Consider the following 21,957-nt stretch of genomic DNA (forward strand, 5'->3'; position numbering starts at 1 on the left):
TTTTTAAATCTTCACGAAATTCCAGATTAACGAACACATTAATATCACGAAATTCTACGCCTAGTTTATTCAAAATAGCTACTACCGTTCCTGAAAATCCGCATTCAGGCCTTTCCTTAGTACCTTTCATGAACAATACTACTTTGTTATTTTTTATTTCATTTTCTATAAATTCAAAATTTTTATTTTCCGCCATTCAAAACCTGATATAAATATTATTCTCTAAAATATACTCTTCATAATACATCATGCAAGCACAAATAGTTAATAAAATTTTTGAGATTTTTAGCAAGCATAATCCAAATCCGAAAACTGAATTAATATATAAGAATGATTTTACCTTATTAGTAGCCGTAATATTATCTGCTCAAGCAACTGATATATCAGTAAATTTAGCAACTAAATCTTTATTTGAAATTTACGATACACCGGAAAAAATTTTAGAACTTGGCGAAGAAGGGCTTAAAAAATATATAAAATCTATCGGACTATTTAACAGTAAAGCAAAAAATATTATAGCATTGTGTAAAATATTAATAAGCGATTATCAAGCTTCAGTACCAAACAACTTTAAAGATTTGATCAAATTGCCCGGCGTCGGTAGAAAAACTGCTAATGTTGTACTAAATTGCTTATTCGGCATGCCTACAATGGCAGTTGATACGCATGTATTTAGAGTATCAAAAAGGATCGGGCTTGCTAAAGGTGGTACTCCTGAAATAGTAGAAAAAGAATTGCTACAAATTATCGATGAGAAATGGCTAATTCATGCCCATCACTGGTTAATTCTACACGGTAGATATATATGCAAAGCCAGAAAACCCTATTGTGACACCTGCCCTATTAAAGAGTATTGCGAGTATTATATTAATAAACTCACAGTAAATGAAATAGATATACGAAGATCAACTTCAAAAAGAGCAAGGAGTCTATAAGTCGATGAACGGAGCGTATACTTAAATACGTGAGTACCGCAGATCTTATAAGACGACGTAGCCAATTTTTGAAGTTCATCGAGTATACATTTTCAAGTTGACAATTTCTTGCTTACTTCATAATATCTATAGTCAATTCAGTTGAATTTAGTGACAGGCGTGAGGAGCGAAGCCCATAATAATAGGCGAGTCGACGAATAACGAAGCACCAAGTTCAAATCAATTGACTATAAACTCAATTTTATAAAGGTAAAATTTTATGCGTTCAGCACTTATAACTTCTATATTAGCTGTAGCTTTCTTAACAAGTGCTTGTAATACAATGCAAGGAGCTGGTCAAGATATGCAGGCAGCAGGTAAAAAGCTTGAGGACTCAGCAGAAAACAATAAACCTAAAAAGGTTGCGGTTGTCACTAAAATATGCTTGCCGTATAATGTCATTCCTGCGAAAGCAGGAATCCATCATAAAGCAAGATATATCGAGCTTTTAATTTAAAAAATTTGCTGTATTTGTACTTTTTTTCTTGGATTCCTGCTTTCGCAGGAATGACATAGGAATCATGCCACAACGCCTACATCTACTTACTCTCATTCACTAATTTATATATTTCTTTCTTGCTATAAACATCTTTGAATTTCTCATAAGCAAGTTCGGTAGTGGTTTTGCTACTTAAGTTTTTACTTAAGCAAAGTTCTATAAATTTTTCTAAATTTGTTTGTTGGTTTTGTTCTTGTATATTCCCTGAAATCAACAATACTATCTCACCTTTTAAAATATTATTTTGATAAAACTCTGTTATTTCATCTATATTTCCTGTTTTCGTCTCTTGATACATTTTAGTTAGCTCACGAGTTACGCATATTTCTCGGTTTCCTAGTATTTCTTTAGCTACCGATAGAGTATTTATCAAACGAGGGGCTGTTTCAAAGAAGATTAATGTAGCCTTAAGATTTACTAGTTCAGAAAAAACTTTTTTCTTACTTTCCGTAGTTTTAGGCAAAAAACCGCAAAATAAAAATCGATCAGTAGGAAGAGCCGATAAAGTTAAGGCAGTAATCGGTGCAGATACCCCTGGTACTACATCTACATGATAGTTAAGCATACGTAAATCTCTACTTAACTTATACCCTGGGTCGGAGATTAAAGGAGTTCCTGCATCGGAAATTAAGCTTACTATATTACCTGCTTTTATTAGACTTATAATATTTTCTCTATCTTTCTCATCACTATGATCATTGTAAATTTGTAATTTAGTATGAATATCATGTTTTGCTAGCAATTTTTGCGATATTCTAGTATCCTCGCATAAGATAATATCTGAATTTTTTAAAGTCGATATAGCACGAAGCGTTATATCTTCAAAATTACCAATCGGTGTTGAAACAATGTATAATCCCGGTTTGGAAAGATATCTAATCATAGTTTTTTAATTTTAAGTAATATTATGGCTAGTATAAAACATAAACTACGAATCGTTCTATCATTTTTTTGTTTGATATATTTAACGTCCTGTCAAACTCCTAAAGAAGAACCTATAAGTTTTCCTAAAAAAGAACAAAAAGAAATTGAGATTGCAATTTTAATGCCGAATCAGGGACCTGATAGTATTGTAGGTAAACAATATAAAGATCTGATTAAAATGGGACTTAACGACGGAGTAAAATCTTATATACATGTTACTTCTTACGATGGTTCAGACGAAAAAAACGTTTTAGCCGCTATGGACAAAATAGTAGCACGCAAAACCAAGGTTATTCTAGGTCCTCTATATTCTAACTTTACTTCTCTAATAGCCGAAAAAGCAAAGAAAAATGATATTATTATAATAACTATGTCAAATAATCCGGCTCTTGCAGAAGATAAATTATTTGTATTCGGTCATGCACCTTTAAAACAACTGATACGCATCATTAATTATTACGCAAGTAACGACCATAGAGATTTTATGGCATTATTACCTAAAGGAAAGCATTCGCAAACTATTAGTCAAGTAATGCAAAATATATTGATTCAGAAAAATGCCTCATTATCACGCACTGAATTCTATGATGATAATCCTGAATCTATAGCAAAAGCTACAAGAAATATTTCAGACAATACCGATATTATAAATGAACGTAGCGACACGACAAAACCTGTTATTTATCTATCGGACGATCCTCAAAATTTAAACCTACTCGCTGATAGTATTCGTAAATATAATTTAGATAAAAAGGCTATTTTAATCGGTGATAACCGTATTGATGTTGATTACTCTGAAAATATTGATATTAGCTTTACCGGTTCTTTAAATTTGCTTAATAGTAATGTTCCTGAAAGAGCAAAAGACTTAGGTATTAACCATATGGGTTTTATGCATCTTCTTGCTTATGATTTAGGTCGTATGACTGCAAACTATATAGGCAATGAATTTGCATCCGAAAGGTTTTTAAATAGACTGAGCAGTAGACAACCCTACGTTGGTTTATCAGGTAATGTCCATTTTGTCGACGCAGTAGCTCAGAGACAATATTATATTATTAGGAAAGAGAACGGTGTATATTCTACCGTTTCGGGGAATTAGGGCGTTGCCTGCGTAAATGCCTGAGTCATCATTGCGAGCAGCCGTAGGCTGCGTGACAATCTTGTCAAGCATCCTGAGATTGCGGACGTACAATTACTTACGTAATTTTCTCGCAATGACGACTCGGTATCCACGTAGAAATGACAAGAATTAATTATTTATTTTTATCATTATCTTTGCCATCGTCTTTCATGCCGTCTTTAAAAGCTTTGAGCCCCTTAGCTAGCTCAGACATGACTTGCGGTAGTTTACCAGCACCGAATAATACAAAAATAATTAATAAGACTATTAATAAATGGCTAAGACTCATGCCCATGATATTTATTATTGTATAAGTGAAAATCTTATTATAAGATTTTTAACAAATTTAATCTAGTATATTTTATTTAGAAAATGTTCACTAAAAAACGATTGTCGGAAGTTTTCGCTACTTTCTTTTATATAGGTAAAATCAAGTACTGCCCTGGCACTTTTGGCTCGCTTGCTGCTTTTCCTTTAACTTACTTTTTAATATATTTTATTGTTAATAACAAAATAATTATTCCTTTCTCAAGCCTAACCCTCGGTGAAGCCCAGCTTGTAAGTATATTTATTATAAGTTTTAGCATATGTTTGATGTTGTTAATACTTGGCACTTATTTTACTAAAATATATTTGAATTATACAAACTCAGAAGACCCTAAAGAAGTGGTCATTGATGAAGTAGTCGGGCAAATGCTAACTATCATTTTAGTATTTTTTTCAGCTTTATTTGCTAATGAGTCGCATTTAGTAAAATATTTTAGTCCGCTAACAATAAATATTATATTACTTTTCATATTGCCTTCTTGTCTATTTCGGTTTTTTGATATATTAAAACCATGGCCTATTAATTGGTTTGATAAAAATATTAAGGGCAGTATAGGCGTTATGCTTGATGATTTGCTAGCTGCAATATTTGCTACAGTTGTACAATATGCAATTATATTTGTATTAATAGATAATGTGAGTAAGTGAAAAGATAGTATACGAAGATCAACTTGAAAAAGAGCAAGGAATCTACAAGACGAGGAGCGGAACGTATAGTTAATACGTGAGCACCCTCGTCCTTGTAAGATGACGTAGCCAATTTTTCAAGTTCATCGAGTATAACATAATATTATCATTGACTAATTTCTAATATAATAATATGATACGACAGATATTTATAAATTTTTAAAGAGATATTTTTCATGTTCGCAGTTATAAAGGCAGGTGGAAAACAATATAAAGTAGGCCAAAATAGCGTTATTAAGGTCGAAAAAATTGAAGGAGAACTTGGGGCAAAGATTCAGCTTGATCAGGTTTTAATGATAGGTGAACATTCAAAGCCTTCTTTTATTGGTACTCCTATGGTTAAAGGAGCCGTTGTCACAGCTCAAATTACTAATCAGTTTAAAGATAATAAGATTATAGTTTTTAAGAAAAAGCGTAGAAAAAATTATCGTCGTAAAGCCGGTCATCGCCAAGAATTGACGGAATTAAAAATATTAGATATTACCAAGCAATAAAGGAGTTATAAAATGGCAACCAAAAAAGCCGGTGGTAGTTCTAGGAACGGAAGAGACTCGGCAGGTCGAAGACTGGGGGTTAAAAAAGCTGACGGACAATATGTAATACCAGGCAATATTATAGTTAGACAGCGTGGTACAAAAATTCACCCTGGAATAAATGTAGGACTTGGCAAAGATCATACAATTTTTGCTTTGATAGAAGGTAGAGTAGAATTTTTAACTAAGCGAAATCAAAAAGTCGTAAATGTTAAAGAAATTGCAAGTGCTTAAGTATTGTGGTTTGATCTACTAGTGTTACATGGAACGAAGAATACTTTTTATGTCATTCCTGCGCGGTATTGTTGCGTGGATATAAAAAAGCACTCAGTGTCATACCGTGGCTTGACCACGGTATCCAAAAAACAATAAAAAATACTAATAATTTTAGTATTTTTAACTGGATCCCGAGATCAAGTCGCGGGGGATATGACAGAGACAGAATCGAGCCACGCAACACTGTCTGTAAGTAAGCTAGATGACAACAAGCGGAAATTAATTATATAATATTCTATTAGGCTTCCTAATCTATGGCCTTAATAATTCAAAAATTCGGCGGCACTTCCGTTGCAAATATCGACAGAATAAAAAAAATTGTTCCTATTGTAAAAGCCGAAATAGCTAAAAATAACCAAGTAATCGTAGTAGTTTCAGCTATGGCTGGGGTTACTAATCAGCTTATTACACTGTGCAATGAAGTATCAAGCCTTAACCAAACTTCGCAATTTGCAGAATATGATGCAGCACTTTCTAGTGGCGAAATAGTCACCGCTTCATTACTTGCATTAGCTCTGCAAGAAGAAGGCATCAAGGCACGATCATTTCTAGCGTGGCAATTACCGATCCTCACCGATAATAATCATAGTAAAGCTTTAGTGGAATCAATTAGTACAGATTTACTAGAAAAATATTTACGGCTAAATACTATCCCTATAATAGCCGGTTTTCAAGGAATTAACAAATTCAATAGATTATCCACTTTAGGTAGGGGTGGATCCGATACTACTGCCGCTTTAATCGCCGCAGCTATGAAAGCCGATAGATGTGATATTTATACTGATGTAGGGGGAATATTTACTGCTGACCCAAGAATTATTCCAAATGCAAAGAAGATAAAAGAAATAGATTTTTTAGAAATGTTAGAACTAGCATCAAGTGGAGCAAAAGTATTACACCCTAGAGCCGTAGAGTTAGTAATGCGATATAAGATAGATATGCGCGTTCTTTCAACATTTTCACCGAATACAGAGGGTACGTTAATTACTTCAAGGAATAGGGATACAAAACCTCTTTCGGAAAGAGGATTTAGGGAGGAATTTGAAGGAGACACTTCACCTCGCACCGCAACGTACAAAGAAGTACGTGAGGATACGAGTCTAGGCTCAACATACAAATTACCCTTAGAAGTAGAATTTCAAAAGAGGTCTAATATGGAAGATGGCGTTATTAGCGGTATTACCTCTAATAAAAATTTATTAAAAATATCTATAAAGAGCGTTTCGTTAAATTTTCTGCAAATTGCAAATATGATTACACAAAACAATAATCATATTGAGTTTATGCAAGAGATAAAAAGTAATGAAGAATATAGTTTTATTACAAATTTAACCGATAAAAATAATTTACAAACTTTACTTACTAATTTAAAAGATGATAAGCAAATACAAGATTTTACTTTTGATACCGAAATTGCTACAATCTCACTTATTGGTTATGGGATTAAAAATGATTATAAATTACTTGAAGCGATATTAGCAAAGTTAACAGAAGATAATATAAATGTTAACATGATGCAAATATCAGAAGTTAAAATTACCTTATTAATAAATGATCAAGATGCAGAGAAAACAATTTTTAATTTATATAATCTTTTTAAAATATCTTAGATTCTGCATCTGAAATTTAATTCATATCTTAAGTTATTTTATGTTTAAATTATACGATTTTGAAAAGACAAGACTCTTATTTCTGAAAAATTTTATAATTTGTGACAAAAAAAGTTAAGATAGGTTAATTTAAATTTCATATATAAGACCTAAATGCTTAATTAAATAACTTAAATTTATTATTTTCATTATAATTATCTTCTATTTACCATTTATTAGTTATATATTAATAAATAAGTCTAAGAGGCTATTTATAAAGTTATTTTAAAGCTAATTAAATTCTTTTTTGCTATAAATTATAAGATTTTTTTGAAATAGGAGTATCATTCTATCAAAAATCTTATTAATTTTCGCTATAAAATCTCTTTAATTATCAATTAAAATAACTTTATAGATAGTCTCTTAAAAATCATAAATTCTTATCATTTGGAAATAAATTATTTTAACTCTCAATTTTTAGGAGTAAATTTTACAGGAAAAAATAATGAGCGAGGATATAAGGTCAAAAGAAAGATTTAATCGAATTAACGATATATCAGAAACAAATAAAGATGATTTAGATTTAAAAAAAATTAGAGATAATTTAGAAATATTTGTACAAAATGTGTTAAGAGAAGAAAACATAACCCCATATGAGTTAAGTAGAAGAACAAATACTCATGAAACACTATGGAAAAATGTCGTAGACGGTCGCACACAAAAACCTGACACCGGAGCAATTGTCGCTCTTGCAGATTATAAAAATGTTCCACTAGATGAAGTAATAGGCAGAGATATAAATAAAGAAAAAAAGATAACGGTAGAAATAAAACAAACCCCGGAAATATCAGCATCTATAGCTAAACTACCAAAAGACATACTTCAAGAAGCCATGTTGATAGGAGAAAAAACTAAAGGATTTATACATAAACCGACAACTAAAGAAACAAAATCTTTTACTGAACAAGTTAAAAGCTCTAATAAACCCAAAGGAAGATCTATCTAAAATAAAAATATGTTTTTCAATATTGATCCTAATATCAAACCTAAAACTTTACTTGATATTTTAAAATGGAAAATAACTTCAAAAAGACCAAAATGGCCAACAACACTGCCACTTACTTCTACTGATATTCCACCACAAAAAATAACTGATAATGAGACTATAAGGATATCATATATAGGACATGTAACCTTTTTAATTCAAATAGACGGTTTAAATATCTTAACTGATCCAGTATGGTCGGAGCGGGTTAGTCCTTTTACTTTTGCAGGACCAAAGAGAGTGGTTAAACCTGGTATTAATTTTACCGATTTACCTAAAATAGATGTTATATTAATAAGCCATAATCACTATGACCATTTAGACATCAGAACAATTAAAGATTTATGGGTACGAGATAAGCCTAAGATTATTACACCGCTAATAAATGACATAATAATCAAAAAACATATTAGCGATGCAGAAATTGTTACTTTAGGGTGGAGAGAATCATATAAAGATCAGAAGAATAATATAGAAGCCTGTTTAGAGCCGGCACAGCATTGGTCAGCTAGAGGAATATTTGATAAAAATAAAGCCTTATGGGGAACTTTTATCATTAAAACTAAAATAGGAGATATTTGTTTTATAGGTGATTCGGGTTATAACGATACTCTTTTTAAAGAGATCGGAAAAAAACATAATATTTTAATAAGCCTTATTCCGATAGGTGCTTATGAACCAAGATGGTTTATGAAACCGGTGCATATGAATCCTGAAGAAGCCGTATTTACTCATTTGGACTTAAGTTCTAAATACTCTATAGCTAGTCATTTTGATGTCTTTCAATTAGCTGATGAAGCTTTTAACGCGGCTCCTTTGGAACTCCGGCAAGCTATGAAAACGCATAATATTGATGAAAATAAGTTTATTATTCCTGAAATAGGTGAGTTTTTCTTGTTTGATTAAAGCATATAAAATAATTTATCGTGCCATAATAAACTTAATACCTAAATCTAATTTTTGCCAAACTTTATCGCAAGTAAGAATAGGATAATTTTTAAAGATAGCAAGAGCTATACATGCCCTGTCTCCAAGCGATAAACCATAAATTTTAGTTTTATTAATTATATTTGCACTGATTAGTGCTTGCTCAGGACAAAAGTCTATAATTTTGATATCTGATAATTTAATAAGAATTTTTGCAGTTTCTTCGGTTAAGCCTTGTTTTTCTATACAATATTTATAAACTTCAGCAATATTTACGCTTGAAATAACTCCATCTCTCATGTGTTTCTTAATCAATTGGTAACCATCTTCTTTAGCAAATAAGGCAATTAGTGCAGAGGCATCAAATATTATTTTGGACATCTTTTACTTCTTTTTTCTTCAATTAAATATTCCTGACGTCTTTCAGCAATAAAATCATCTACTATAGAAATATTTTTATCAATTTGATTTTTGGTGAAAATCTTATGTATCTCATCAATTATATTATCAACGCTAACGATTTTAATTTCCCTATTTTCAATTTCTATGGTAATTTTTTCACCTGGATGTATATTAAATCTTTCTCTAATGGAAGCCGGTATAAGCACTCTGCCATGCTGATCCATGTTGGTCACTATTCTTTCCATATTATATATAACTCTAAATTAACATTTATTATAATATGTCATTTTTAAGATAATTACAATTTATTACTTATGTTTATTTGTCATTTTTTAGATCTTTATTTAATATAGTATCCTTACTAAACAACATGGTCATAGAATAAGCAAGTACGGCAAACATGCAAAGATATAAAATCGGGAATAGGTTAAAACCAAATGACTTTATTACCTTTGCACAAATATAATTAGCAGTACCAGACATTAACATTGAGCCGATATTATGTCCTAAACTTATAACACGGTAACGTTCCTTAACTACAAAAGACTTAATAACTATACTATGAGCAAGGGCATTAAAAGGGGCGACCGATGCAGCTAACATTAAACTAGCTGCAAGCCCTAAATTAGTCATTTGATATTTTACTGCTATCATAAAAAATACACTTGCCGTAATAGTACATATAAATGCGGTTTTTAATACCAAATTAACTCCTAAGCGGTCAGCAATAAAGCCGGCAATTGGCATGCAAATAGCAAAGCATATTACTATTAAGACTGAAAAAGAGCTCATAATAATACCGATTGAAGGTAATACAATCGGTAAATATTGCTTCATAAAGATAATTGCAATTTGATATGTTGCTCCAAAACCTCCGGCTAAGAATATAAGCGGTAAAATATTCTTCCATTGCTTTTTAATTATAAAACTAAGTTTTTCAATAGAACCTTGCCTATCATGCGCTTCTTTAAATTCCGGCGTTTCATCAAATTTCTGACGATAATAAAGAGTTATTAATGCAAGGGGTAAACTTAGCAAAAACGGAATACGCCAACCCCACTCCGGAAAAATATGAGAATTAAAGAAATTAGTTGCACCAATCCCGCATAATAAACCCATTACTCCTGTACATCTAGTTACTGCCGAGGCAGTAAATCGGTATTTTGCTCCTAAATGTTCAATGACGTAAATTGCTGCTCCATCATATTCCCCTCCGATAAAAATACCTTGCATGAAGCGACATACAACTAAAATTATTGTACTCCAAACTCCTATAGAAGAATAATCAGGTAATAAACCGATTATTAAGGTAGGAATTACAATGCCGATAATCGTAAAACTTAACGCTTTCTTTCGACCGTATATATCTCCTATGCGTCCAAAAATATAAGCACCGATAGGCTTTGATAAATATGCTGCTGCATAAACAGCAAAAACATTTACAAGCTTTGTTAATGGATCAGTATCAGCTGAAAAGAATTTATCGGCGATAATTGCCGCTGAAAAACCGTATAAACTATAGTCGTAATACTCAATGATAGTGCCTAAAAAAGCACCGAGAACTTTATTGCTTGATTTTGTTTGTTTCATTTTAAAGGTTTACTGCGAGTAAGCGAAAGTAGGTAGACGAAGTTTAATTTGGAAAAGAGCAAGGTGTCTTGAAGCTGATAACCGCAGCGTACATACTAGTACGTGAGGATTATCAGCAAAAGACAACGTAGCCAATTTTTCAAATTAAACGAGTATACATGACCGCTTTGGCCGTTACTTAAAATCCTTCAAAGACCTTTATGTAAAGGTGGACTTCATATATCTAAACTGAATTAGTATTAGACAGGGACGATGTCCTAAAAGTTAGTGGTAGTCCTAGGTTAATATTAAGCTCACGAACCAAGCAGCCAAGAGCTAATATATCACTTTCCCATTTTACGTGCAAGGTTTTCTAGATAACCTGCTATAGTAGTTAAGGTTTCTGCAAATTTTTCTTCGTCGGGATGATTTTTTTGAAAGCCGTTTTTATTAAGCTTTTCTGTTAAGCTAGCTATTTCAGCCTGAGCATTAAGGGATGCCATAACTAATAATAGCTCAAAAGAGGCTGTGGGACTCGCAAGTTTAATTTCAGTTATTTTGTCATTCAATTTATTCGCTAAAGATAGTAATTCTTCCTCATCTCCATTATTACAATATAATTGAAAACTCTTGTTATTTAATGTTATCGTAACAATTGACATAATTATTTTTGCTGTTTTTTTATTTCTTCAAGTTCATTAATATAAATGTTAATTTGATCTAGCATTTTTATATAATTATCTTTTAATTCTTTATTTTCGTTTTGTAACTTCTGAATCTCACTTTGCTTAGTTGCAAGTGTACTTAACACTCCATGAAGCCTATGCTCTACTTCTTCCATTAATTTTTTTAGACTGCTTGCATAACTTGCTTCTAAAGGTAATTTGTACGTCGAGCCGGTACTCACATCCTCATGTACTAAAGTGTACGCTGCGGTGCTGCGTTTCGTGTCTCCTTCAAATTTCTCTTTATTAGCTTCGTTCTGTAAGCAGTCTAATATTTCACTATCCATTTTTTCTAAGCACTAATTATGAATGGATGACTTACAATAATAATCGATAACATTATAATAGATATAAGCACTAATTGTTTTTTACGTTTATAATTTATCAACGCCGTAGCTCTTTTATTATTTAATAATTTTTCTGTCTCGTTCTGTTTAGTAGCTTCTAGCTGCTCTGCATTTCGATCTTTTATATTAAGATACTCTAAGTATAATTTTAAGTAACCTCTTACGTATACTTCTCCCGGTAAAACATCAAAATCACCATCTTCTAAAGCTACTAAATATTTTTTTCTAATTTTTAAATCACTAGATACCTGATTTAAAGTTTTACCTGAATCTAACCTAATTTGCTTAAGCATTGACGACATAATTTACTCAAGTTTTTGTAAGAATAGTTCAAACTTCTTGTTTGCTAAAATAATTATATTTAAGTCTATAATTTCTTGAGATTTAATTTCTTTAATAAAATCAAGAAAATTTCTAACTAAGTTATTATTATTATCAATCCATAAATCTAAATCAATAGTTGTTTTAGATTTATTAATTATTTTTATTAATAATCTACGTTGTTTGTCATATAAATCATCTTTTAGCGATTGAATTCCAAGACGACGCCAAAATGAATCGTTCAATTGCTTATCGCAAGCTTTACGTAACCAATCAAGACTAAACATATCACTTATTGAAAAATAGAGCTTTGCTGTATCTTTGTCACTCCCTGAAGTCTGTTTTGTTATATATATAATGTCAAATACTGAAATTAAATTGTCAAATGTAGCGATAGTAGCAGCAAATGATTCATCTACTCCGCTAGTTGTATAATAATTTAATTTTTCTTCAAATCTTATTTTAGTTTCTCCGGCTAATAAAGTACCTATCGTTTTTCTTAAGTTTTGTGCAGGAACTCTAAACTCTTCTATAGTTTCACTAATATTAATAGGATGTTTTAAATTTTTAATAAACCAAGAAATACCCCGACGCATTAATTTCGTTATTTCAGTAAACATATCAATTTTTACATTGTAATCAATATTAGTAGATAAATTGCTCACTGTTTCCCATATGTCATCAAGATCAAAAATTTCACAAATAATGGTATATGACCTTATTATATCGCAAAGAGGAGCTCCAATCTCACGCTTTACAATACTAATAAGCGGCCCTCCAAGCTGATTAATTATTTTATTTATAGTAACGGTTTTAATAATCTCATGTTTAAGAGGATGAGATAAAATTTCATTACGAAACTTTTTTTGCATCATTTCCGGAAAATAATCTATAAGATATGAATCAAAATATTTATCATGGGAAAAAGTAGAATTAAGTAACTCGTGATAAGCCGACCTTTTACTATATGATAGCAGTAAGCAAAGCTCAGGGCGAGTTAATACTTCACCGCTTATAGCTCTTCTATTCAGTTCTTCTGCACTAGGCAAGAATTCATTTTCCCGTTCTAATACTTTTTCTTCTTCTAAAATGTCTATAAATTGACTAAGTATATTAACGGTTAAAGTAGGAGATAATTGCATAATCGTTATTGCTTCAGTTTGCTTATAATTATCAAGCAATACTAACTCTTCAACTTGCTTTGTCATATCGTTTAGAAGTTTATTACGTTCTTCTAAAGTAATTTTTCCTGAGGTTACCGCACTGCTTAAAGCAATTTTGATATTTACTTCATGATCGGAGCAATCAACACCTGCTGAATTATCAATAAAATCGGCATTTATGCGTCCGCTTTTTTTAGCATATTCAACTCTACCTCTTTGTGATACACCAACATTACCGCCTTCTGCTATAACCTTTGCTCTAATTTCTTCACCGTTACATCTAAGACTATCATTTGCTTTATCACCGATTTCTAAATTATTTTCCGTTTTAGCTTTGATATAAGTGCCTATTCCACCATTCCACAACAAATCAACATCTGCCTTTAGAATACTTCTTATTAATTCCTCCGGCGATATTTCATTATAATCTATATCAAGTAATTTTTTAATTTCCGGCGATAATTTTATTAATTTACTGCTACGTTCAAATACTCCGCCTCCCTTAGAAATAAGCTGAAGGTTATAATCCGACCAATTAGAACCTTTCAGCTCAAATAAACGTAACCGTTCATTAAAACTTATCAAAGAATCAGGAGTAGGATCAATAAATATATGCTTATGGTTAAAGGCAGCAACTAATTTAATAGCCTCTGATCTTAGCATACCGTTACCGAATACGTCTCCCGACATATCTCCTATACCCACGACGGTAATAGGGTCTTTTTGGACATCTAACCCTAAAGTTTTAAAGTGATTAGTTACGGAAATCCAAGCTCCTTTAGAAGTAATAGCCATTTTTTTATGATCGTAACCGGCAGAACCACCAGAAGCAAAAGCATCATCAAGCCAGTAATTATACTCTCTTGCTACACTATTAGCATAATCCGAAAACGAGGCTGTACCTTTATCGGCAGCAACCACTAAATAAGGATCTTCTTTATCATAAATAATAACGTCTTTCGGATGTACTACTTTACCATCAACGATATTATCGGTTATGTCTAATAAACCTCTGAGGAAATTCTTATAGCATTCTACCACTTTTTCCATATATTCATCACGAGTAAGCCTTTCCTCAGTAAAATGAACATAAAAACCTCCTTTAGAGCCAACAGGGACAATAACAGAATTCTTCGTCATTTGCGCTTTCATAAGCCCAAGGACCTCAAGCCTATAATCTTCTGCTCTATCCGACCATCTAAGCCCTCCGCGCGATACCGGACCGCCTCTTAAATGAACGGCTTCAAAATTTCTAGAATAAACAAACGCTTCGGCAAACGGAACAGGTTTAGGTAAATGGGGGACTCTAGAGGAATCGAATTTAAATGAAAAAACATGTTTATGCGGTTGATAGTAATTTGTTCTAGTAATAGCATTAATTATACCAAGCATACTACGTAGTACTTTATCTTCACTACTCATATCAACGGTTGCTAAGTAATTATTTAGTTTATCTTTAATTACGTCACAATTATTATCGGAATGTTTAGGATTAAATTTTATATCAAAAAGATTTACCAACATTTTTGTATATTCGGGATGTTTAAGTAGCGTTAGTTGCACATAACCTTTACCGTAACTAAATCCCGTTTGATGTAAATATCTTGTTAAAGCTTTTACTAATTTAACTTGTTTCCAATTAAAACCGGCAAGCACTATCAGTTTACTTAAAGAATCATTAGCAAGCATCCCAAGTGCCATTTTATCTAAAGCTTCTTCAACATTTATTTTTAATTCGGTAATATTATCTTTTACCGGTATGATAGAAGTTAAGATAAAATTATATATCCAGCTTTCTTTGATTTCGAGAGCCTCCTTAATTGCAAAAGTTTGTTCATCAATTGCTTTAAAACCTAAATTTTCGATTGGCGGTAATATATTAGAAAGGGCAAGTTTTACTTTTGGACTATATATTTTTAAGTAAAATTCCGTTTCATTTACAGAAACTAAATTAAACATATATTTTTGTGATTTGCTCGCTTCCGTTAGATATTCAATATCTACTAAAGCTATTTCCGGAGAAAATTTTTGTCTATAGTCTGCCGGAAAAACATTATCAAAAAGCTTTAAATTAATACCTGCTTGATATTCGCCGAATTTTTTAGAAAGCTTAAAATAAAAATCTTCGCTCCAACGTGTAGAAATATGATCTAAATCTTGTTGTATTATTTCTGCTTCAAAATTTATTTTATGTTCACCTTGTGCTTCAAGCGTTACAAAAAGATAAGAAAAATTACCGGCTACTTCGGTGATATAATTAGATAAAATTTTACTACCGAATTTTTCTGCTAAATAACAATCTATAATATTGTGTATTTCAGCCGTTAAACGTTCTCTCGGTAAGAAAATTATAATATTAAGAAAAGAACTCGACCAATCATATTGGATAAACAATTTAAGCTTTTTACTCATCATACTTGAAAGCATATGAAGACACATACAATATAAATCGCCTTGATCAATTTGTATTAAAGCTTCTCTCGGTAACGATTCCATTAAAATTCTTAACTTATCAGCATTATAACCAGATAATGCAAAACCGGCTTTCTCAATTACAAAATTAAATTTTTGTCTTAAGATAGGAATATTACTTATTGAATGGTAATACATATTTGAATTATATACGCCGAAAATTATGCTTCCTGAAATATATTCACCCGAAGAATCAAATTTTTTCACTAAGATATAGTCGATTAAATTATCTGAATGGATAAGCGACGCACTATTTATTTTACCGAGTATTATTAATTGATTTTGATATAAAGGACTAGCAGAACATTTTATAATATCATCAATCTCGTCTTTTACTTCTTGCCATATTTTTGCTGCTCCTATTTCATTGCTTAATTTTAAAGATTTTACCTCAAAATCAAGCGTTCCTAATAAAACCAAATTATCGTTTTGTAACCAATTTAAGAATTCTTTAGCCTCTTCAGAATTTAATTTATCATTACCAATTATATTTTTAGATAAATCTTGTAATTTTGTGAGTAATTGCGGTAAATGGCTATAGCTTTGCTCTAACTCTTCTAATCTTTCATTTATAGCCTCGGTTAAAAATGTAGTAGTTTTATCGTCAAAATTTCCTAAAATGGTTAAATGTAGTATCGATTCTGATTTTTCATCCGGTGCAGAATTTTCTAATATTTTTTCTAATTCTCCTTTACTATTTCGGATGCAGTTTATTACCGGATGGAGTAAAAACTTAGTTTGCAAATTCATGTTTTTAAGCAAACATATGATAAAATCAACAATATGCGGTTTATTATCAAGTAATATCAAGACATTTATTGCCGGATCATTTTCTATAACCGCCTTTGTTATTGCTATTTTTCTTGCCCTTTCTAACCTTTGCCTAAAAAACTTAAAGGCTTCATCTGCAAAATTTTGGAATAATTTTTCTCTATTCTCAAAATCATAATCTATCGGAATATAATTTAAAAATTTTTGAACAAAATCTATATATATGGGACTTGACTCACGTTCCTTGCTAAGTTCTAGAATTTTAGTTTTATAATTCGGGATTTGACAATTTAAACGACTAAAGTTTAAAGAGGTTGTTTTTGGGGTCATGATTTTCTCAAGTAATAATAATATGATTATTTCTTTTGTTAGGTTCTGTGAACAAAATTTAAACTATTTATATTTTAAGAGATTTTTATACGAAAATTAATAAGATTTTTGCAGGAATAGTATACCTATTTCAAAAAAATCTTATAATTTGCAGCTAAAAAAACTAAAATATATTATTTTAAATTTTGTTCGCAGAACCTATTATATTATATTAAATAACTTAAGCAAGAGGCATAGAAAATAAGTGGAAACGATATTTGCACAAAGTTCTGCATTCGGTAAAGCGGGGGTAGCGGTTTTTAGGATTTCCGGTCCTAAAAGCTTAGAAGTTTTGCAGCTACTTACCGGTAAAAAAGACTTTAAGCCGAGATTAATGTATTATCAACAAATTACAGTTCCTGAGACCAAGGAGCTAATTGATAATGCTATGGTTGTTTATTTTAAGTCGCCTAATAGTTTTACCGGCGAAGACGTAGTCGAGATTCATCCGCACGGCAGTAAAGCTATCTCTACAATGCTTATTAATGCGTTACTAAATCTAGCTGATATTCGTTTAGCGGAACCAGGAGAATTTACGAAAAGAGCTTTTTTAAATAATAAATTTGATTTAACGGCAGCAGAAGGAATAGCCGATTTAATTAATGCCGAAACTATTATGCAGCACAGGCAAGCCATTAGACAAGCAAGCGGTGGGCTTAAAGAATTATATAATAGCTGGCGTAGTCAGCTTCTAAAAATTATTTCTCTGCTTGAAGCTTATATAGATTTTCCTGACGAAGATATACCGGATAGCGTCCTTAACGACGTTAATAACACTCATACAAATCTTGTGAATACAATATCTGAATATCTTAACGATAATAGACGAGGGGAACTACTAAATAGCGGTCTTAAGCTTACAATTATCGGTCCGCCGAATGTTGGTAAGTCTAGCCTACTAAACTTCTTAATGCAAAGAGATATAGCGATTGTCTCAAATATCGCAGGAACTACTAGAGATATAATTGAGGGTCATTTAGATATTGGCGGTTACCCTATTATTTTGCAAGATACAGCAGGTATAAGAGAAGAAAGTAGCGACATTATTGAGCAAGAAGGTATAAAAAGAGCTATAAATTCGGCTAAAACAGCGGATATTAAAATTATTATGTTTGATGCCGAAAAATTAGACTCCTCTATAAATGAAGATATTACTGATTTAATTGATGAAAATACTATCTTAATTATTAATAAGATTGATCTTATAGAATCTAATAAAATATTTTTGATTGAAAATAAATATAAATGCTTAAGGGTGTCGATAAAAAATAAAATAGCTCTTAAGGATATATTGAAAAATATCGAAAATATTGCCGAAAATATGGCAGGTTTTACCGAAACGCCATATATAACAAATCAGCGTCATCGTCATTATTTAAAACAAGCTCTCTCACATTTAACGGCTTTTAGCTTAGATAATGATTTGGTTCTAGCAACTGAAGATATTAGAATGACGGCACGCTCTATCGGTGCTATTACGGGCGTTATTAATGTAGAAGAAATACTAGGTGAGATCTTTAAAAATTTCTGCATAGGGAAGTAATGTTGTATAGCTCATTCTATGTCATTCCCGCGAAAGCGGGAATTTAGCTTAAAGCGAGATAACCTCCGCTTTTAATTTCAAAAATTTCTATATTTATACTTTTTTCTGGATTCCCGCTTTCGCGGGAATGACATAGAATGAGCTTTTTGATCCACGCGACAATACCAAAGCAGGAATGACATAAAGCTCCAACCACAATCACCCTAACCCATCTCAAGTGCCTTCTTCATATATTAATTTATTTTAACTTTCTCTTGACAAAAATATTAACATGCTTTAGAAACCACGTTTTATGGTTTTAGAATTGGTTTATATAATAAAACCATATCCTAACCTCATAATTATCAAATTTAAATTGGAGTAATCATTATATGTATATACCTGTAGTTTCGCAAATTGCTAAATGTATTGTGCCTGTAGGTTTAAGTAAAATCGTAGGTAAGTTAGAAAATAAGCTGATGTATGGGCTCTATCAAATAGGTAATAAGACATATTTATCTGTATTTAAGCAGAATAATGATGATACCTTTAAGGGCTATTTGGCTGAGAACGATCAATGTAATTTACAACTGATTAAGGAAGTTAGCCAAACGAAAGATACGCCTTTGGAAGTAATGTTTAGTAACTGTAAAGATAAAAATGCAATACATGAAATCACTGATCTTATTGTTAATTCTGACAATGAACATAATATTATTTTAAAACAAGCTGTACCACCTCATCAAAACGGTACGGCTAACATTTTTGATCAGCTTTATAAAGTAACGAATGATTATATGTTCTCTCAAGGCAATATTACCGAAACTAACGGAGCTGATTTCTTAGGTTTAAATGAATGCACTGAGGAAGAGGCTATAAATGCTTTACATAACTATAGTACTTATAAGAAACAGTTAACATCTATCGAAACGCTTACTAATATTCTTCAGGATACTCTAAATCATTTAGGCATATCTCAGGATAATGCTCAAGAAGCAGGGATAAAAATTTTTGATACATTGAAGATACCTGTCACATTTACTACTGATAATCTTAAGGTTATTCTAAAGGCTTTCAAAATAACTTTGGATAATGCTCAAGAAGCAGGGATAAAAATTTTTGATGTATTGAAGATGCCCGTCAAATTCACTACTGATAATCTTAAGATTATTCTAGAAGCTTTCAACGTAAATTTGGACAATATATCACCTACAGAAATAGGTAAAAATATTTTAGATCTACTAAGTAAGCCTTTCACTGAGGCGACCACATCCACTACAGAAAAACCTAACGATGATACAAATGGCAGCGGAACGTGGGGTTATGTTATTGGAGCAGTAGGATTTGTAGCAGCCTCATTGATGGCAGCTAAATATGGATGGGATTGGTATAAGGGAAGAACTAAGAACAAAGAATTCTCGGAACTAGAATATGGAAATTTAAAATATCAAATTTTAAATTCTGATAAAGATATATTAGATACCATTTTAAAAATTAAAGATTTAGATGATGTAAGTAAAATGTTAGATAAATTAGAAAATACTGATGTATGTACACAAATAAATAATAAAAGTATGATAACATTAACTTCACAAGGCTACGACTTAGTAGGTCTAAAAACAATAATAGAGAGTTTAAACCAAGAATTTAAAAACTTAAATTCTTTAGACAAAATATTCTCTAATATAAATGCTCTAGGCACGATACTAAGTAATATATATTCTTTTATAAAGCCTAGTGTTAATAAATATCCTACTAATAATCCTATTCTACCGTATAAAATAACAATAAAAACCTTTGAAGAGATATTACAAAATATTAGGGGGCTAGAAAGTAATAAGATTAGTATTAAAGATCACTTTCCTCTTTATGAAGATAGTTTTCAGCAATTATTCAATATGTTATCAATTGATAATACCTATGCTGATTATGCACCACACGAAAGTACTTCATTGATGGGAGGGTCAAGCTCAGGTGTAAGCTCAGATTTAGTATAATTAAGACCTTACTGCATAGATTTAAAGTATGTCATTCCCGCAAAAGCATTGTTGCGTGGGAATGACATAAAAAGAGTCATAAACCATCATTGACTTTTTGAAAGTTATATATAAAATGATACTTGGAGTAGCAAATGCTATTTCGGGGTGTCGAAACCTCTGCCAAAAGTGAGAGCATTTCTCACAAAACCGATGTAATCCTCGACTTCACGGTCGGGGAGATATTAGGTATGTCCAGAGCTTAAGGGTTACTGTAAGCTTAAAACCTAGTGTGGCTGACTTTTGGCAGTTTTCGACCTCCCCGACCACCAAAAATTATGCTCATTGGTGGTTAAAAAACTTAAAGCTTTTCAAATTAAGCTTAGTTACTTTGTAAATTTAGGCGGTAAATAATTTTCTGTTAAGATTACTTTTTTACCGGTTTTATTTTCTAAGACCATTTTAGTGTTTTTAGCTATATTTCCTCCTATTTTACCTGCAACTTTATTTTCTTCCATACCTGTACCTGACAAGTAGATAATTCGGCAAGAGCAGTAAAAATTAATTCTGCCTCATTCATGTGAACATGTAAAAAAGATATTTTTGTTTAGGCAAAGTTGATGGTAATATTTTAACAATCCGTTTTATGTTTCAAGATAATCGTATACGAATTTTTGGAGCAGGATATTGGCGTAAAGGTAAGAGGATTTATGAGCAAAAGAATAAAATACACTGAGGGGGAAATAGGTACGGTAAAAATAATAAAAGATTTTCTGCCGCATCCTAAAGAGTTATTATTAAAAGATGATTCTGTAAAAGTAGCTATTTCTTTAAGTAAAGAGAGCGTAGAATTTTTTAAATCAGAAGCCACTCACAGTCATGTTCCTTATCAAAAAATGATTAGAGTGCTATTAGACAAGTATACTAAACATTACAAAGAGAATAAAAGAGCATAATACTAAGCTGGCGGGAAGTGTGGTACGTTATGCGAACCTTTAACGAGTTTAGATTAGCCTTGATTCAGGCGGTGGTTAAGCCTTTGTATGCTTTAATTTAAAACTACAAGACATGGCTTACTACCCATAATCCCATAAACTGAGCTGGCGGCGGGGAGCGTGAGACGTTATGCGAACCTTTAACCGGTTCAGATTAGCCTTAATTCGGGCTTTCATTAAGCCTTTTTATTCTAAAAAAGGTAGCTGATTTACAAAATTACCTTTCTAAAAGTCAAAGATATACGCCTATTACGGATTATTTTATTATCACTCTTTCTTGGTATAATCCCATGCTTCCATTCATATCTTGCTTCATTTTTGAAGACTAATAAACTTCTTGGCTTAAGCATAATAGGATGTTTCACTTTATTATTTGTTAGCTCTATAATACAGCTGCCGCCTAAACTCAGTGAACATATGG

The 21,957-nt window shown here is 31.6% G+C and carries 23 protein-coding genes, 1 other RNA gene and 1 pseudogene; 12 read left to right on the forward strand and 13 right to left on the reverse strand.

The window, feature by feature from the left end; genetic code table 11:
- A partial coding sequence (locus tag AC1Z7D_RS01085) for a glutaredoxin domain-containing protein (protein WP_482601341.1) occupies positions 1–196 on the reverse strand: 196 nt, incomplete at its 3' end.
- A 52-nt stretch (positions 197–248) separates the two neighbouring features.
- Between AC1Z7D_RS01085 and nth the strand changes: the two genes are divergently transcribed.
- Together nth and AC1Z7D_RS01095 are read left to right on the forward strand one after the other, a co-directional pair.
- On the forward strand, positions 249–935 hold the full coding sequence (gene nth, locus AC1Z7D_RS01090; protein ID WP_482601342.1) for an endonuclease III: 687 nt from the start codon (positions 249–251) through the stop codon (positions 933–935).
- A 259-nt stretch (positions 936–1,194) separates the two neighbouring features.
- Positions 1,195–1,352 (forward strand): annotated as a pseudogene (locus tag AC1Z7D_RS01095) (entericidin A/B family lipoprotein).
- 161 nt (positions 1,353–1,513) lie between these two features.
- On the opposite strand, the gene rsmI reads toward AC1Z7D_RS01095, so the two are convergent.
- Positions 1,514–2,356 carry a 16S rRNA (cytidine(1402)-2'-O)-methyltransferase gene (gene rsmI, locus AC1Z7D_RS01100; RefSeq protein ID WP_482601343.1) on the reverse strand — a complete coding sequence of 281 codons (843 nt, stop codon included), beginning with the start codon at positions 2,354–2,356 and terminating at the stop codon, positions 1,514–1,516.
- A gap of 24 nt (positions 2,357–2,380) precedes the next feature.
- Between rsmI and AC1Z7D_RS01105 the strand changes: the two genes are divergently transcribed.
- Positions 2,381–3,499, forward strand: a complete 1,119-nt coding sequence (locus AC1Z7D_RS01105; RefSeq protein WP_482601344.1) for a penicillin-binding protein activator — start codon at positions 2,381–2,383, stop codon at positions 3,497–3,499.
- 154 nt (positions 3,500–3,653) lie between these two features.
- Here the strand turns inward: AC1Z7D_RS01105 and tatA are convergent, their stop codons facing one another.
- On the reverse strand, positions 3,654–3,815 hold the full coding sequence (tatA, locus tag AC1Z7D_RS01110) for a twin-arginine translocase TatA (RefSeq protein ID WP_341787478.1): 162 nt from the start codon (positions 3,813–3,815) through the stop codon (positions 3,654–3,656).
- A gap of 77 nt (positions 3,816–3,892) precedes the next feature.
- Here tatA and AC1Z7D_RS01115 point away from each other — a divergent pair, with 77 nt between their 5' ends.
- The 6 genes from AC1Z7D_RS01115 to AC1Z7D_RS01140 all read left to right on the forward strand — a co-directional run bounded on the left by AC1Z7D_RS01115 (position 3,893) and on the right by AC1Z7D_RS01140 (position 8,883).
- Positions 3,893–4,495 (forward strand): phosphatidylglycerophosphatase A family protein, encoded by a 603-nt coding sequence (locus tag AC1Z7D_RS01115; protein WP_482601345.1) that lies wholly within the window; start codon positions 3,893–3,895, stop codon positions 4,493–4,495.
- 215 nt (positions 4,496–4,710) lie between these two features.
- On the forward strand, positions 4,711–5,028 hold the full coding sequence (gene rplU, locus AC1Z7D_RS01120) for a 50S ribosomal protein L21 (RefSeq protein WP_482601346.1): 318 nt from the start codon (positions 4,711–4,713) through the stop codon (positions 5,026–5,028).
- Positions 5,029–5,040: 12 nt separating this feature from the next.
- On the forward strand, positions 5,041–5,301 hold the full coding sequence (gene rpmA / locus AC1Z7D_RS01125; RefSeq protein WP_482601347.1) for a 50S ribosomal protein L27: 261 nt from the start codon (positions 5,041–5,043) through the stop codon (positions 5,299–5,301).
- A 296-nt stretch (positions 5,302–5,597) separates the two neighbouring features.
- Complete coding sequence (locus tag AC1Z7D_RS01130) at positions 5,598–6,953, forward strand: aspartate kinase (protein WP_482601348.1); 1,356 nt, start codon at positions 5,598–5,600, stop codon at positions 6,951–6,953.
- A gap of 484 nt (positions 6,954–7,437) precedes the next feature.
- On the forward strand, positions 7,438–7,938 hold the full coding sequence (locus AC1Z7D_RS01135) for an XRE family transcriptional regulator (protein WP_482601349.1): 501 nt from the start codon (positions 7,438–7,440) through the stop codon (positions 7,936–7,938).
- Positions 7,939–7,947: 9 nt separating this feature from the next.
- A complete protein-coding gene (locus tag AC1Z7D_RS01140; protein WP_482601350.1) occupies positions 7,948–8,883 on the forward strand; it encodes an MBL fold metallo-hydrolase in 936 nt (311 codons plus the stop codon).
- Between the two features lie 15 nt (positions 8,884–8,898).
- Here AC1Z7D_RS01140 and AC1Z7D_RS01145 read toward each other — a convergent pair whose 3' ends face one another.
- The 8 genes from AC1Z7D_RS01145 to AC1Z7D_RS01180 all read right to left on the reverse strand — a co-directional run bounded on the left by AC1Z7D_RS01145 (position 8,899) and on the right by AC1Z7D_RS01180 (position 17,004).
- Positions 8,899–9,285 (reverse strand): type II toxin-antitoxin system VapC family toxin, encoded by a 387-nt coding sequence (locus AC1Z7D_RS01145; RefSeq protein WP_482601351.1) that lies wholly within the window; start codon positions 9,283–9,285, stop codon positions 8,899–8,901.
- Positions 9,273–9,551 carry an AbrB/MazE/SpoVT family DNA-binding domain-containing protein gene (locus AC1Z7D_RS01150; RefSeq protein WP_482601352.1) on the reverse strand — a complete coding sequence of 93 codons (279 nt, stop codon included), beginning with the start codon at positions 9,549–9,551 and terminating at the stop codon, positions 9,273–9,275. Before AC1Z7D_RS01150 ends, AC1Z7D_RS01145 begins: the two co-directional genes overlap by 13 nt.
- A 73-nt stretch (positions 9,552–9,624) precedes the next feature.
- Positions 9,625–10,896, reverse strand: coding sequence for an MFS transporter (locus AC1Z7D_RS01155; RefSeq protein ID WP_482601353.1), 1,272 nt, complete (start codon positions 10,894–10,896; stop codon positions 9,625–9,627).
- A gap of 155 nt (positions 10,897–11,051) precedes the next feature.
- A non-coding RNA gene (gene ssrS, locus AC1Z7D_RS01160) (6S RNA) lies at positions 11,052–11,210 on the reverse strand.
- Between the two features lie 9 nt (positions 11,211–11,219).
- Positions 11,220–11,537 (reverse strand): cell division protein ZapA, encoded by a 318-nt coding sequence (locus tag AC1Z7D_RS01165; RefSeq protein WP_482601354.1) that lies wholly within the window; start codon positions 11,535–11,537, stop codon positions 11,220–11,222.
- Between the two features lie 2 nt (positions 11,538–11,539).
- Entirely contained in the window at positions 11,540–11,887 is a 348-nt protein-coding gene (locus AC1Z7D_RS01170) for a palindromic element RPE1 domain-containing protein (protein ID WP_482601355.1), read from the reverse strand.
- Between the two features lie 5 nt (positions 11,888–11,892).
- A complete protein-coding gene (locus AC1Z7D_RS01175) occupies positions 11,893–12,249 on the reverse strand; it encodes a helix-turn-helix domain-containing protein (protein WP_482601356.1) in 357 nt (118 codons plus the stop codon).
- 3 nt (positions 12,250–12,252) lie between these two features.
- Complete coding sequence (locus AC1Z7D_RS01180) at positions 12,253–17,004, reverse strand: NAD-glutamate dehydrogenase (RefSeq protein WP_482601357.1); 4,752 nt, start codon at positions 17,002–17,004, stop codon at positions 12,253–12,255.
- Positions 17,005–17,248: 244 nt separating this feature from the next.
- On the opposite strand from AC1Z7D_RS01180, the gene mnmE reads away from it, so the two are divergent.
- Complete coding sequence (gene mnmE / locus AC1Z7D_RS01185) at positions 17,249–18,586, forward strand: tRNA uridine-5-carboxymethylaminomethyl(34) synthesis GTPase MnmE (protein WP_482601358.1); 1,338 nt, start codon at positions 17,249–17,251, stop codon at positions 18,584–18,586.
- Positions 18,587–18,957: 371 nt separating this feature from the next.
- The gene (locus AC1Z7D_RS01190) at positions 18,958–20,562 is read left to right on the forward strand and encodes a DUF5460 family protein (protein WP_482601359.1); all 1,605 of its coding nucleotides are present in this window, start codon (positions 18,958–18,960) and stop codon (positions 20,560–20,562) included.
- 365 nt (positions 20,563–20,927) lie between these two features.
- Here the strand turns inward: AC1Z7D_RS01190 and AC1Z7D_RS01195 are convergent, their stop codons facing one another.
- Positions 20,928–21,059 carry a phage antirepressor protein gene (locus tag AC1Z7D_RS01195; RefSeq protein WP_482601360.1) on the reverse strand — a complete coding sequence of 44 codons (132 nt, stop codon included), beginning with the start codon at positions 21,057–21,059 and terminating at the stop codon, positions 20,928–20,930.
- Positions 21,060–21,251: 192 nt separating this feature from the next.
- Here AC1Z7D_RS01195 and AC1Z7D_RS01200 point away from each other — a divergent pair, with 192 nt between their 5' ends.
- The gene (locus tag AC1Z7D_RS01200) at positions 21,252–21,497 is read left to right on the forward strand and encodes a CopG family transcriptional regulator (protein ID WP_482601361.1); all 246 of its coding nucleotides are present in this window, start codon (positions 21,252–21,254) and stop codon (positions 21,495–21,497) included.
- 248 nt (positions 21,498–21,745) lie between these two features.
- On the opposite strand, the gene AC1Z7D_RS01205 is transcribed toward AC1Z7D_RS01200, so the two are convergent.
- On the reverse strand, positions 21,746–21,957 hold a 212-nt coding region (locus tag AC1Z7D_RS01205), incomplete at its 5' end, for an alpha-ketoglutarate-dependent dioxygenase AlkB (protein WP_482601362.1).

The sequence above is a fragment of the Rickettsia sp. genome (assembly GCF_965035265.1).

What these genes read in the sequence shown, in the direction of transcription:
- AC1Z7D_RS01140 (WP_482601350.1), top strand. Translation starts at nt 7,948, where the DNA reads ATGTTTTTCAATATTGATCCTAATATCAAACCTAAAACTTTACTTGAT.
- AC1Z7D_RS01165 (WP_482601354.1), bottom strand. Translation starts at nt 11,537, where the DNA reads ATGTCAATTGTTACGATAACATTAAATAACAAGAGTTTTCAATTATAT.
- rsmI (WP_482601343.1), bottom strand. Translation starts at nt 2,356, where the DNA reads ATGATTAGATATCTTTCCAAACCGGGATTATACATTGTTTCAACACCG.
- AC1Z7D_RS01175 (WP_482601356.1), bottom strand. Translation starts at nt 12,249, where the DNA reads ATGTCGTCAATGCTTAAGCAAATTAGGTTAGATTCAGGTAAAACTTTA.
- AC1Z7D_RS01115 (WP_482601345.1), top strand. Translation starts at nt 3,893, where the DNA reads ATGTTCACTAAAAAACGATTGTCGGAAGTTTTCGCTACTTTCTTTTAT.
- rpmA (WP_482601347.1), top strand. Translation starts at nt 5,041, where the DNA reads ATGGCAACCAAAAAAGCCGGTGGTAGTTCTAGGAACGGAAGAGACTCG.
- AC1Z7D_RS01170 (WP_482601355.1), bottom strand. Translation starts at nt 11,887, where the DNA reads ATGGATAGTGAAATATTAGACTGCTTACAGAACGAAGCTAATAAAGAG.
- tatA (WP_341787478.1), bottom strand. Translation starts at nt 3,815, where the DNA reads ATGGGCATGAGTCTTAGCCATTTATTAATAGTCTTATTAATTATTTTT.
- AC1Z7D_RS01135 (WP_482601349.1), top strand. Translation starts at nt 7,438, where the DNA reads ATGAGCGAGGATATAAGGTCAAAAGAAAGATTTAATCGAATTAACGAT.
- AC1Z7D_RS01180 (WP_482601357.1), bottom strand. Translation starts at nt 17,004, where the DNA reads ATGACCCCAAAAACAACCTCTTTAAACTTTAGTCGTTTAAATTGTCAA.
- AC1Z7D_RS01105 (WP_482601344.1), top strand. Translation starts at nt 2,381, where the DNA reads ATGGCTAGTATAAAACATAAACTACGAATCGTTCTATCATTTTTTTGT.
- AC1Z7D_RS01195 (WP_482601360.1), bottom strand. Translation starts at nt 21,059, where the DNA reads ATGGAAGAAAATAAAGTTGCAGGTAAAATAGGAGGAAATATAGCTAAA.
- rplU (WP_482601346.1), top strand. Translation starts at nt 4,711, where the DNA reads ATGTTCGCAGTTATAAAGGCAGGTGGAAAACAATATAAAGTAGGCCAA.
- AC1Z7D_RS01150 (WP_482601352.1), bottom strand. Translation starts at nt 9,551, where the DNA reads ATGGAAAGAATAGTGACCAACATGGATCAGCATGGCAGAGTGCTTATA.
- AC1Z7D_RS01145 (WP_482601351.1), bottom strand. Translation starts at nt 9,285, where the DNA reads ATGTCCAAAATAATATTTGATGCCTCTGCACTAATTGCCTTATTTGCT.
- AC1Z7D_RS01130 (WP_482601348.1), top strand. Translation starts at nt 5,598, where the DNA reads ATGGCCTTAATAATTCAAAAATTCGGCGGCACTTCCGTTGCAAATATC.
- AC1Z7D_RS01155 (WP_482601353.1), bottom strand. Translation starts at nt 10,896, where the DNA reads ATGAAACAAACAAAATCAAGCAATAAAGTTCTCGGTGCTTTTTTAGGC.
- AC1Z7D_RS01200 (WP_482601361.1), top strand. Translation starts at nt 21,252, where the DNA reads ATGAGCAAAAGAATAAAATACACTGAGGGGGAAATAGGTACGGTAAAA.
- AC1Z7D_RS01190 (WP_482601359.1), top strand. Translation starts at nt 18,958, where the DNA reads ATGTATATACCTGTAGTTTCGCAAATTGCTAAATGTATTGTGCCTGTA.
- nth (WP_482601342.1), top strand. Translation starts at nt 249, where the DNA reads ATGCAAGCACAAATAGTTAATAAAATTTTTGAGATTTTTAGCAAGCAT.